This window comes from Nostoc sp., assembly GCF_035638895.1.
Taxonomy (GTDB): Bacteria; Cyanobacteriota; Cyanobacteriia; order Cyanobacteriales; family Nostocaceae; genus Nostoc.
The window spans coordinates 1-12,235 of sequence record NZ_DASQZC010000519.1 but is presented as its reverse complement, the minus strand read 5'-3'; the positions used below and the strand labels follow the sequence as shown (position 1 = coordinate 12,235).

Genomic DNA, 12,235 nt, shown 5'->3' with positions numbered 1-12,235 from the left:
CCTTGCTTTTGGTGTTCATGACCATGTTCATGATGATGACCATGACCGTGGGAACAGTTTTGCAAATCTTGCTTCAAAAGCTTGTCGCTGATTTCTTGCAAGGATTCATCCACAGCTTGTAAGCCAATCCAAGCATCAATTTTTTGTACATCAAATCCTACCTCGCGCTGTTCGCCTACTTCTAACAATGGACGGCGAATCAACAACGGCTCTTTCAGCATCAGCGCCAAAGCGGTTTGTTCATCCACTTTTTCAGGAACCACCTCACCAGATTTTATCTTGGGAGCGGAAGGATTAAACCATTCGGCTACGGGGCGATCGCCAAAAAAGGAACGCAGCCGTTCAACTGTCCAAGGTTCTTTTAGCAGGTTCTGTGGTATTACCTCATGGCCAGCAGCTGTTAGCAAAACTTTTTGCTTAACACCACCTTTACAGCCTGGTTTGCTATAGAAAATTACCTTTGCCATTCAACTATCTCCTAATTACTCTTTTGCGCTAAAGCGTCAACTACGAACTGATGAAATCAAAAATTCCTCGCTTTATGGCTAACTAAGTCAAACTCAAACCTCTCATTTGGATCAGTTTCGCCATAAATATTAAAAGTCACAGTTGGTTCATCACCTACTGCTTCTACACTGTGAATTGCATCGGGAGTAAAGCTAATAATGTCTCCTGGGAAGAGAGTTACCTCTCCCGTTGCTTCGATTTTGTCCTGAAATTCCGGGCTATTGGTGCGTCGCCAAAAAGTATTTTTTTCCTGGCCTTTTAGCACCGCCACTATTCCCCACGTTCCATGATTATGAATGTTTGAACGGGTTCCCGGTGCAAATGTTACTGTTTGCACTGTTAACGGAAAACCCAATTCATCATATAGGAGTAAAACAGAGCTTCCCGTTTTGGGTGAAGGTTCTAAATTTTGACTTTGCACCCAGTAGGAATTTACAATCAAGCGCCTTACGAGCATCCGAATTTCTGGCAGACAATTTGTTTCATTGTCGCTGCTCTTGAGAACATCTTCCACCTCAGTTAAAAACCGATAAAGGCGGTAATTTTCTCTCAATAAATCCCATGCTCTTACAGATTTACAGGCTTGATGCTGACCGTCCCCTGTTAGCAGCCAATCCCTACCTTTCATAACTTTTAAATTGATAGCTGGGAAGATTGGATGATAATAATCGGAGAGACATTAGGAATATTAGTACCTCCAGGAAGTTTAGTAGGTATGTTAATAGGAGGGATGATAGAGTTACTATCAGTACTTGCTCCTAATAAAGAATACGATCTAGTAGATAACCAATTGTTCATGATTTTCACCTTGACTTTTCATTGCTGACTAATTAATCGTCTTCTTCTGCTGGACGTGTCAAAATATCCAGGAGAATACCGGCTCCAAAATCCTGCTTTTCGTCTATTTCTTTGACTTTGGCGCTGATTTCTTTTGCCTGCTCAATTTCTCCTAAGTTGGCTAGCACTAATCCAGAAGCAGCATAAGTATTTAAGTACAATCGAATTTGTGGATCTTCTTTGCGATTGACTAATATAGGCTTCAGTTGCTCCCAGTCATCAGGCAAGTTTTCTATTTCTTTAATTTTATCCAATAATTTAGTTGTTGTTTGTAATGCAAGAGAATAATTATTCTTATAATAGAAAAATCTATATGCTGCTACTAAGACATCTGTATTATCACCAGTTTTGGCTAAAGCTTGTTGAATATATTTTTCCGATTCTGATGTGTTCTCCCAATTTTGTGCAGCTAAAATTAAGAGATTTTTAACATCATCTGAAACCTGGAACCATGAGAATTTGTTTGTATTAGCTTGCATAATGAACTCCTGAATGGAGATAAGGAGGATCAGGGATATGAGGCAATATAGTTTGGTTAAAGCAAGAGACGCAATTTATTGCCATCAAGACGAAAGATTGATTGTAGAGACGGCGATTTATCGCGTCTTTGCTTTGCCCAATGCCCAATTTAAAACAAAGTAAGAACGTACACTAAGGTGAATAAAACAATCCAAATAATGTCTACGAAGTGCCAGTAAATCTCTGTCATTTCGATGAAAGTATGATTAGTTGCAGAATATTCACCAGGAAGACGCGATCGCCACAATGCACGTAATATCAATAACAGTCCCACAAAAACGTGCAAACCGTGAAACCCAGTCATGATATAAAAGCAGTTAGCGAAGACGTTGGTAGTTAGTCCGTATCCTAAAGTTGAATACTCATAAACCTGACCACCTAAGAAAATTGCACCCATGATTGCGGTAATTGCGTACCATAGTTGCATTCCCTTGACGTTATTCTTTTTAATCGCTGTATCACCGAAGTGAATCACGAAACTGCTAGACACCAGAATAATGGTGTTAATTGTCGGTACAAGTAGTTCTACTTCACTCCCTACTGGTGGCCAAACTGCTGTAATACCTCTAAAAAACAAGAAAGTGGCAAAAAATCCCCCAAACATAAGGGATTCAGAAGCAAGGAACGTCAACAATCCCCAAACTCTTAAATCTGGATGTTCTTCGTGTCCTGCACTGTGATCTTCGCTTGTGGTTGTAGCTATAGTCATAGATTTTTTGACAATACGATCTACTCTGTCTGCTGTGGAAGCTTGAATAAAGAATGAAGTCTGAACCAGCAAAATTTCCATTCTTTATCCAAAATCCTTGTTTAGCCAAACTCTTGACTTGTTCAGGAATTTTGAAAATTCCGAGTTTTGTGTTCTGAATTCGGGCATCCGTTTATTGAATTCGGGTGTCCGTTTATTGAATTCGGGCATCCGTTTATTGAATTCGGGCGTCCGTTTATTGAATTCAGGTGTCCGTTTATTGAATTCGGGCGTTCGTTTATTGAATTCGGGCGTTCGTCTTCCAAGCTTGAAGTTTCAGGTTCCAAGCTTGGAGTTTTGAGTTTTCAAATCTAATGACTAGAAGTTTCAGTGACTTTGAGTGCGATCGCATTACTCACTCTACTACCTAAGCACTAGCTTCCGGCGTTGCTGATGGCTGTATTTCACTACTGTTACTATGACCGTAGTCATAAGGGCCATGAGTCACAACCGGCAACACTTCCCAGTTTTCAATTGCAGGTGGTGAGCTAGTTGTCCATTCTAAAGTCAAAGCTTGCCAAGGATTATCACCAGCCAAAGGCCCTTTCAACCAACTGTAGATCATGTTGATGGCGAAAGGAATTACCGATATCCCCAAGACAAATGAACCAAAGGTACAAATTTGATTGAGGTCGATAAATTGAGGATCATACATTGCCACTCTTCGCGGCATTCCTTTTAAACCCAACTCGTGCATGGGTAAAAAGGTCAGATTAGTACCAATGAAGGTAAGGGCAAAGTGAATGCGTGCCAAGCTTTCATTCAGCATTCGTCCGGTCATTTTGGGGAACCAGTGATAAATGCCGGCGTAAATGCCAAACACGGAACCGCCAAACAGAACGTAATGGAAATGTCCTACTACATAATATGTGTCGTGGACATGAACATCAAAGGGCGCTGTTCCCATCGTCACACCACTTAAGCCGCCCATGACAAACATGGATAACAAGCCAATGGCAAAAAGCATCGCACCTGTAAAGCGGATTTTACCACCCCAAAGGGTAGCAACCCAAGCAAAAATCTTCACGCCAGTGGGAACTGCAACTATAAGAGTGGAGATAGTGAAGAACATCCGCATCCAACCGGGTGTGCCACTGGTGAACATGTGGTGTACCCAGACGAACAAACCGACAACGCAGATAGCTACACTAGAATAAGCGATCGCTTTATAACCAAAGATTGGTTTACGGGCGTGAACTGGAATTACCTCCGACATGATGCCGAAGATGGGCAGAATCATTAAATATACTGCCGGGTGAGAATAAAACCAGAACAAGTGTTGATAAATTACAACGTTACCGCCTGCATCTGGTTTAAAGAAGGAAGTACCAAAGTTAAGGTCAAATAATAACAGAACTAAACCGGCTGCTAATACAGGTGTGGAGAGCAACGCTAGAATGGAGGTTGCCAAGATTGCCCAGCAGAATAGGGGTACTTGATCCCATTTCATGCTAGGAACCTTCATCATCAAAATGGTGATTACGAAGTTCAGCGAACCCAAAATTGAGGAAGTTCCTACCAAAACGATCGCAAGTATCCACATAGTTTGAGCAATTGGCGCTGTCACCAAACTCAAAGGTGGGTAAGCTGTCCAACCAGATTGCGAACCGCCAAAAATGAAACTACCTAATATGAGTAATCCGGCTGGTGGGTTTAACCAAAAGGCGATCGCGTTCAGCTTCGGGAAAGCCATATCCCTAGCACCCACCATTAACGGCACCAAATAGTTACCAAATCCGCCAATAGCGCTAGGAACAATCCACAGGAAGATCATGATCGTCCCGTGATTGGTCATGAAAGCGTTATACAGATTGGGATCGAGTACGTCTGCATCTGGTGTTGCTAATTCGACACGCAGAGCGATCGCCATCAGTCCGCCGATGAGATAGAACACAAACGCCGTCACCAGGTATTGAATACCAATAACCTTGTGGTCAACATTAAAAGTAAAATAATCTTGCCATTTCCACGCCTTTGGATGGGAAGCGTGGCCAGCCACCATTTCCGGTTTCTTTCCTTCTGGTGGAGTATTCCGTGGAAATTCTACCTGCGTCATATTTTTTACCCTTATGCAAAGTCCAGGGTCAAACGTCCAAAGTAATTAAATTTGACTCTTGTAGAGACGCGATTAATCGCGTCTCTCCTGACCAATGACCAATGACTCTAAAGTTGCTGCACTAATTCCCATGTCATGGGTGTGGGGTGCAAGAAACTCTGATGTTGATAAGTCGGCTGGATTCACTGCAACAACTTGATTGAGGTTTTGCTGTTGAGCAATCTGGTTTTCTGTTCGCCAGTTATTATATTCTTCTGGTGTGTGGACAATTACCTGTGTCCGCATTGAACCGTGATAACCACCGCACAATTCAGCACAAACTACAGGATATGTACCTGGTTTGGTAGCGACAAATCGTAGTTCGGTAGGGATACCGGGAAGTGCATCTTGTTTCAAGCGGAAGTTTGGCACCCAGAATGAGTGAATTACATCTTGTGCTGAAAGGTTGAGTTGTACATCAGCACCGACGGGTATATGCAATTCCCCAGAGGTAATGCCACTATCAGGGTAATTAAATAACCAGGCGTACTGTATGCCTTTAACATCAACAACTAAATCGGCTGGTTTGTTTAGAGTTTGAGGAGACGCACCGATACCAATTGTCGGGGCAACTGTTGCTTGGGAAGTATCGCTTAATGTAGCTGCAATAGCACTCCCCGGTATATGAGCAACATGAGCTGCTGAATGAGGATGACCCGCAGGCTCAAAGCCGCCCATTTGGTTAAAAACATCTACGCTGTAGATGCCCAATCCGAGAACAATCACTGTTGGGATTGCTGTCCAAAAGATTTCTAAGGGAACATTGCCTTCTACTCGCACACCATCGCTATCATCACCGCGACGGCGACGAAACTGAATCAAAAAAAGTACAATTGTTCCTTCTACCACCAAGAAGAGTGCGATCGCAATGGTAAACATGACGTTAAAAAAACCGTCTACCAAAGGTGCTTGTAACGATGCTTGCACCGGCATCAAAGTGTGATTCTGACCAATCCAAATACTGATTGCTGTAACTACTATCCCAGCAACCAGAGTCCATAGTGAAACAGGAACTTGTTGCATACATGCTACCTGTGTAAACAGTCTTTAAAGGTACGATTTTCTGGTATTAGGTATTTAGGCACTGGGCATTATTATCTATTCCCCATTCCCCATTGCCCATTCCCTATTCCCTTTTCACTTATTAACTTTCTAACGTGCAGCCATAAAAAAAGGGGGAAACTTCCAGATTTTTTCCATATCTTTCCCCCATAAACTTAAAAATTATATTTCAACTCCTATGAAAAAGGTAGCCCCCTGCTCCCAGAAAAGCTAGTTGTTCTAAGAGGGCACTGTTAGACCTAATATTTATTAGGCTATATTAGCAGCAAGTTTAAATTTGTTAATAACTAACATTTTGCGATTTACGGATTTGTTTACTGTGAACTTTTTATTAGTTACAGTAAATATTTAATATTCCCCTCAAGTTACCTTGCCTAGCGCATTTGCGCTTTATACAAACAGTGCCTCCTTGAATGAACAACAATTTTGACTAACTTTAAAAACCTTAGTTCTTTAATTCAACATGCGTGTAGCAATTCTTGGGGCAAATCCGTGAACAAGCTTCACAACCAATACAGTTCTCTGGAGAAGTCACTGCCATTACTTTCCGTTCAACTTCTTCATCATCTTCATCTTCTACAAATTCGCCTTCTTCATTGAGCGCCTTCAAACCTAGCACATTGTAACCACATACTTTAACGCATCTGCCACAGCCGATACATTTATCTTTGTCAATTTCTTGAGCGAATTTTGGTGTCCAAGCTTTACCGCCAAATGTCAAACCTGTTAGTTGTGCCATGAATAATACCTCGGCAATTTTGCCTATCAATCTGTTTCTGCATTAATCATCATATTATCCTAATCTTTTATTCTTTTATATTCAAAAATTACTTTTTAATCATCAATTTTCGATGACTTTGAACACAAAATTACATTGTTTTTAATTTCAAATTATAGATCAAACTTATTGATAATAATTATCTATAACAATCCGATAGCGTTCGCGTAGTGTCTCCCCTTGGGAGAAGCGGTAGCGAGTCAGACGCTCCTGCGTCGCTAACGCTGCGCTATCGAGCGTCTTTGATTTCTGAATCACTCGTAAACGTAAGGGACTGGGGACTGGGAAGAAGGAATAAAGGTGTACTGAGTTTTGTTCAAAAATCAAATATGAGTCCTATAGTCGTAAGAGAGTAAAGTAGCCCGTCCATACTCTGTGTTGGTTAAAAAAAGGATAATTATTATTTCCAGCAGATACAACTATCTTCATAAGAGTAATGATATTCTTTTTCAAATATTTTTATAATTAGGAAGATGAATATATGTAAATAGTATTAGTTTATACTAAAGCAAATGTTCATTAGTTACATTTTTATATATGCAATATGTATTTTAAAAGCCAATAATTTCTAATTTATTTTTAATTAATCTATTTAGATAAATGATGACAGAAGATATTATTTGTTTATTTAAAGAAAGTAAACTTAATTATGAAGGAACTGTAAACTTAGTAGCAGAATCTTATCCTACATTAAATATTAAAATCATTAATAAATCAGATGAAATCCAATTATGACAGACTTCAATATTTTCCAAAAACAGTTTACGGTCAAAGCTAAAATATTCATCAAATGGAAATTTAAATAAGCATTAAGATTTTTTTAAAGCTCGACACGAACAAATTAATCATTATTTTTATGAAATGTATAGTTAATAAATAAGTTTTATCCGGCTCAGTTTTAAAGGCTTAAATAGCTTCCAATTGGATGTGAAAAATATGGATGTGGGGAGTAAGTATGGTGAGAAAAGATTATTCTTGCCAGAAAGATAATGTGGTAGGAGTCATGAATAAACAGGACTCATCCAGGGGAGACCTGAGCCAGACATCTCAACGATTAGAGTGGGAAAAGAGCCAAATGCCTTATACAATTCCTAACAACAGTTGCGTTGGATGTGACAACTGCCGCCCCCAATGTCCTACCGGTGCAATCAGAATAGAGGACAATGAATACTGGATTGATCCTGGTCTTTGTAATAATTGTGAGGGCTATTATTCAGAACCGCAATGTGTAATAGCTTGTCCAACAAATTCTCCGATTCCTTGGCAGTCGAAAAAGGGGAGATGCAAAATAGAACCGAGAGATGCTAGCAGTTTAGACTTGTTTTCTAACGGCAAGAATAATCCATTTGGTTCAGCGATCGCTATTTGGGAAGCTTGTAATGTACTAGCACAACGCACATCGCTACATTGGGAAACCGATGAAGAAGGCTACATAAGTTACAGCCGACAAATCAATCAGGGACGAGGTGCGATCGCTTTTCATATCCAAGATCCATTCAAAGTTAACGACAAAGCCACAGATTTAGCAGCAGTTGAGGGGCTTGACATCAGAGCCGCTTGCATACATCTAATTTTTGCAGCTTATGCCACAGCTTTAGAGCAACCTTGGGAGCAAGAATTTGCGATCGATGAGCGACAAATTGAGAAATATTTGGGGATGGAGAAACGCAAAGATTTAAGCAAAGCAGCCAAACTAGCTTTAATGAAAAATCTTGTCCAGCAAGCTTGCTCCCTGCTTATCTCCATTGACTGGCCTCAACAAGGCCGAATTAACGGATTCTCTATTACAGGTAGCCGCCTATGGCACTTAGTAGATATTCAGCACCATTTTCAAGAAGACAATCTTGGATGCAAATATCTTATTGGGCTAACTTTTAAAGTAAAAGCAGGTTTATGGGCACAATATTTCTTAAATAAACAAGCATGTAAAGAGCGAACCGCATTCTATCAATACGGCAGTCTCCCCAAAACGCTGCTAACTACAGTCATGAGCATTTGGCAGCAACATGAAGGCGCAGTCCGATTAATGCTGTGGTTGCTGTTTAAAACCAAAATGGGCAAAGAACAACGCATTACTATTCCTACCTTGCTGCGTATTGCTTACGGAGAAGAAAAAGTTGCCCTTGCATCCAGACAACGGGAAGAACGCAAACGTCTGCTGCGAACTTTTGAAAGCGATTTAGAAATTCTCAATCACTATGGAATGAAACCACTTTTCGATCCAGTTACTTACCCACCAGAAATTCAACCTTTATGGGCAAAGTTAGTTGATCTTCCAGAAGATCCAGATGAAGCATTAGAATTTTGGACTAATGACGGTGGTGCTGAAACTCGCCTCACAGACACAGGCCCCCGTGGTAAATGGAATCTCTTAATGAATGCGCGGATTTTGGCTTTTGAACTCCCACCAGAATGGGAACAGCAAATCTCAGAATCGGAAAAAAAGAAAACAAGAATTGCTAAAGCCAAAAGGAAGCCTAAAGCTACAAACGATTTGCTGGGTGAACAGATTTTGCAAGCGCGAAAAAATTTGAATCTTTCCCAAAGAGAATTAGCAAAGCTTACAGGTAAAAGCCAAAGCTGGATTCGAGATATCGAAAATGGCCGTTTAAAAGCCAAATTAGAAGACCAAATACTTTTACGAAGAGTCTTAAATATGACTTAATCTAGATTTGGAATTTAAACGCAGAGGGGCGCAGTAGACGCTTTTGCGGCTTGCCGCAGGCTGGGAAACGCAAAGGTACGCAAAGATTTTATTAAGAATTTGTGCAGCGTTATACTAAACACAGCAACACTCCGCGTACCTCTGCGCTTCCCTTCTCTGCGAGACGCTGCGCGAACGCTAATGCGTCCCTCTGCGTTTAAAAACTCTTCCCTTTTAAGTACTATAACTCATCACCTTACTAGAAGTAAGCCAAAGACTACCGACAGCATATTTAGTAACTACCAATTCTCGTGTGGCATTGCATGAACTCTTCAGTTGTTGAGTCTTGGTTTCATCTTTCACAAGTTTAGCCTGGTAAGTGTAGAGAGAACCAGAAGGTTGTTCAAAAGTTAGCTCACCCAGAATAGTATTATTGTCTAAGCTTTGCTCCAAAATTTTGCCTGCAACTTTGTAATTAAACCAATCCCATCCATTACAAAGCATTAGTTCTCTTTCCAAAACCTGAAGTGCAGCAGGCAGAATTCCCCAACCTCTATAGACTTTATTTAAGCATTGAATATCACCAGTACGAGTCAAAATTGATCTAAATGAATTTATATCTATACGACCGTAATATCTTCCTTCTGGCAAGTCTATAATTGTTGGTGCAAACCGATGTCCACCAAAGTGTGATGATTTCCAAATTCGCACATTATCCAAGCACAAATCAGCGTTCCTTGCTGTTACATTGAAGTAAAAAGGAGCGCCATATCTGGCACAACATTTATCATGGCTACCGTGGGTACAAACTAAAATATCTTTAGTTGCGGTGGTTCCTATTTCAGAATTAGAACTGATACCCCATAACCATTTTTGGACAACTGCTGCTACTTGCTCAATATTTGCTAGCTTAAACTCTTTTTTATGGTATCCATTACTTAGCTCCTCTTCTTTTTGATAAATCAAGAGCGTAGTATGGTTTACTTTATGTGATTGATCATTAGCAATCAAGAGGAATCTAATCGGTAGTTTAGCACGCTTCACTTCCTCTACCAAAACCCTCAAATTCTGGGGTACCCATTTGGAATTAAAGGCTTCTGATGTCCAAGGTAAAGGGCACTCAACTAAAATATAAGTTTGATAATTGGTGGCGCTACCAATAACATCTTCTCCTACTTGCTGTGAATCGTCAGAACAAAAAAAAGTATTCATCTCGCTGTACTCATTAGCATATTTTATGGACGAAATGTATTAGAAAATACAATTGTGTTCTTAGCTACAATATCCTTGGCTAAAGGAGATAAAAAAGAACAATATTCATTTCCTAGTTAAAACTAGGTATCCACTTTATAACATCATTACTGATCGAGGTCTTTCCGGTTAATAAAGTCTCCATAATAGAGATAAACAGCATCAAAATAGATTTTTCCGTATACGCGGCGTTAATTTTGTATCTAGTTTTATTGTTATTTGGTATCTTGTAAATTTTCACTTGCTAAAGCTCGGCTTTTCTGAAGTTGGTTTCTTTCGCAAAATCAAATATGTTCAATCTTTTGCGTACATACATTCGCGCAGCGTCTGTCTGCGACACGCTGCGCGAACGTACAGAAGCAGCTTGTCGTTAGACATCACTTGGAGAGTAACAGGCAATCAACTTGCCTACAATATAGATGTAGCTGATATTACAATCAAAAATATTGCTAGCAGCAACATAGTTATTTAAAGTTTTGCTGAATTTTTTTACATAGCTAGTTACAGTTGTTGTTTTTACACATAAAGATATAATTTTATCTTGTTTTTGTTTGATCATATTCCTAAAAGTAGATGCGAAAACACCTGATAAACAGGTAAGAGTTTGGTAAGCCAATACTGTTTTAAAACTTTTTATCTGCTTTTAATGTATTTACAAATCATCTTGCAAATAATTCTCAATTAAACAAGAAAAAATAAAGACAACTAAATCAGGGGTCAATGCTTTGTGCCCCGTATTTCATACAAAATAAGTTAATCGTCTAAACTAGTGACTAATTATTAGCAGCGTCACTAAGATCAACATTAACGAGCCTGGTATATTTACCCTTTTAGCTAATCTAACTTCCTGAAGCTCATGTCAGGGTTTGATTATATGCCTCTGCCTTGACTGTAACTGAACTCAATAATAAATGCAAGTATTTGAGAATTTTTCTAATTCTCTTACCGTTTGTCGCCTCTAGAAGGTTTCTTAAATCAAGGTTAATGGTTATTTAATATTGGACATAGCTGACTTGAGCAAGTATTGATTCTTTCAATATAATAGATAAAGTTTTGCAATTGTGACGAATTGTTGCTAGTAAGGGTACAGTTGTGTGCCCTAATTAATTCCAAGATTTTTAAGTATGGCGATCGCATATTTCTTTTTTCATGGAGAATTGAATCATTTTTTACCACGGCATCATAAGCAGGTAAAAATCTCCCATTTTTTTGAGGAGAGAGCCTCGATTAAGGACATTATTGAATCGTTGGGTGTCCCTCATCCAGAAGTTGCTTTTATCAATGTTAATGGTGAATATGTAAATTTTTCTTACATAGTTTCGGATGAAGATACTATCAATGTTTATCCAATTTCTGCTAGGTCTACTATTATACCAAGCATTTCTGTTATGCCAGAACTGCTTAGTATTATCCGTTTTGTTTTAGATATCCACTTGGGGAAGCTTGCGACATCTCTACGACTTTTAGGTTTTGATACTTTATACCGCAATGACTACGAGGATGAGAAATTAGCCCAGATATCCTACAGCCAGGGGCGCATTCTCTTGACTCGTGATAAGGGTTTATTAATGCGTAGTTTGGTAACGTATGGGTATTATGTTAGAAATACTAACCCTCAACAACAAATCTTAGAAGTATTGCAACGCTACGACTTGTTTAAATTAGTCTCACCATTTAAAAGGTGTTTGCGCTGCAATGGATTATTAGAACCTGTAGATAAGCAATCCATCGTTGACAAGCTACCAGAAACAGTGCAATTGCAGGTTGATAAATTCCAGCATTGCCAAGACTGCG

The 12,235-nt window shown here is 39.5% G+C and carries 13 protein-coding genes; 4 read left to right on the top strand and 9 right to left on the bottom strand.

Going from position 1 to position 12,235, the window contains the following annotated elements; translation table 11 throughout:
- The 3 genes from VE944_RS25955 to VE944_RS25945 all read right to left on the bottom strand — a co-directional run.
- On the bottom strand, nt 1–467 hold a 467-nt coding region (locus VE944_RS25955), incomplete at its 3' end, for an ArsC/Spx/MgsR family protein (protein ID WP_324983935.1).
- Nucleotides 468–523: 56 nt separating this feature from the next.
- Entirely contained in the window at nt 524–1,135 is a 612-nt protein-coding gene (locus VE944_RS25950; protein ID WP_324983932.1) for a cysteine dioxygenase family protein, read from the bottom strand.
- Nucleotides 1,136–1,337: 202 nt separating this feature from the next.
- Entirely contained in the window at nt 1,338–1,823 is a 486-nt protein-coding gene (locus VE944_RS25945) for a hypothetical protein (RefSeq protein WP_324983929.1), read from the bottom strand.
- A gap of 37 nt (nt 1,824–1,860) precedes the next feature.
- Between VE944_RS25945 and VE944_RS25940 the strand changes: the two genes are divergently transcribed.
- Nucleotides 1,861–1,986 (top strand): hypothetical protein, encoded by a 126-nt coding sequence (locus VE944_RS25940; RefSeq protein WP_324983927.1) that lies wholly within the window; start codon nt 1,861–1,863, stop codon nt 1,984–1,986.
- Here the strand turns inward: VE944_RS25940 and VE944_RS25935 are convergent.
- From VE944_RS25935 to VE944_RS25915, 5 genes are all read right to left on the bottom strand, one after another.
- The gene (locus tag VE944_RS25935) at nt 1,973–2,572 is read right to left on the bottom strand and encodes a cytochrome c oxidase subunit 3 (protein ID WP_324983924.1); all 600 of its coding nucleotides are present in this window, start codon (nt 2,570–2,572) and stop codon (nt 1,973–1,975) included. The two genes, VE944_RS25940 and VE944_RS25935, sit on opposite strands and share 14 nt — an antisense overlap.
- Nucleotides 2,573–2,978: 406 nt before the next feature.
- Nucleotides 2,979–4,667 carry a cytochrome c oxidase subunit I gene (gene ctaD, locus VE944_RS25930; protein WP_324983921.1) on the bottom strand — a complete coding sequence of 563 codons (1,689 nt, stop codon included), beginning with the start codon at nt 4,665–4,667 and terminating at the stop codon, nt 2,979–2,981.
- A 72-nt stretch (nt 4,668–4,739) separates the two neighbouring features.
- Nucleotides 4,740–5,729 carry a cytochrome c oxidase subunit II gene (gene coxB / locus VE944_RS25925; protein WP_324983918.1) on the bottom strand — a complete coding sequence of 330 codons (990 nt, stop codon included), beginning with the start codon at nt 5,727–5,729 and terminating at the stop codon, nt 4,740–4,742.
- Between the two features lie 484 nt (nt 5,730–6,213).
- On the bottom strand, nt 6,214–6,507 hold the full coding sequence (gene fdxB / locus VE944_RS25920) for a ferredoxin III, nif-specific (protein WP_324983916.1): 294 nt from the start codon (nt 6,505–6,507) through the stop codon (nt 6,214–6,216).
- Between the two features lie 165 nt (nt 6,508–6,672).
- Nucleotides 6,673–6,804 carry a hypothetical protein gene (locus VE944_RS25915; RefSeq protein WP_324983914.1) on the bottom strand — a complete coding sequence of 44 codons (132 nt, stop codon included), beginning with the start codon at nt 6,802–6,804 and terminating at the stop codon, nt 6,673–6,675.
- Between the two features lie 342 nt (nt 6,805–7,146).
- Here VE944_RS25915 and VE944_RS25910 point away from each other — a divergent pair, with 342 nt between their 5' ends.
- Both VE944_RS25910 and VE944_RS25905 read left to right on the top strand, forming a co-directional pair.
- Nucleotides 7,147–7,281, top strand: a complete 135-nt coding sequence (locus VE944_RS25910; protein ID WP_324983911.1) for a hypothetical protein — start codon at nt 7,147–7,149, stop codon at nt 7,279–7,281.
- A gap of 340 nt (nt 7,282–7,621) precedes the next feature.
- Nucleotides 7,622–9,211 carry a helix-turn-helix domain-containing protein gene (locus tag VE944_RS25905; protein WP_324983938.1) on the top strand — a complete coding sequence of 530 codons (1,590 nt, stop codon included), beginning with the start codon at nt 7,622–7,624 and terminating at the stop codon, nt 9,209–9,211.
- Between the two features lie 213 nt (nt 9,212–9,424).
- On the opposite strand, the gene VE944_RS25900 is transcribed toward VE944_RS25905, so the two are convergent.
- Nucleotides 9,425–10,402, bottom strand: a complete 978-nt coding sequence (locus VE944_RS25900) for a sucrase ferredoxin (RefSeq protein ID WP_324983908.1) — start codon at nt 10,400–10,402, stop codon at nt 9,425–9,427.
- Nucleotides 10,403–11,565: 1,163 nt separating this feature from the next.
- Here VE944_RS25900 and VE944_RS25895 point away from each other — a divergent pair.
- The coding region (locus VE944_RS25895) for a Mut7-C RNAse domain-containing protein (RefSeq protein WP_324983904.1) at nt 11,566–12,235 on the top strand (670 nt) is incomplete at its 3' end.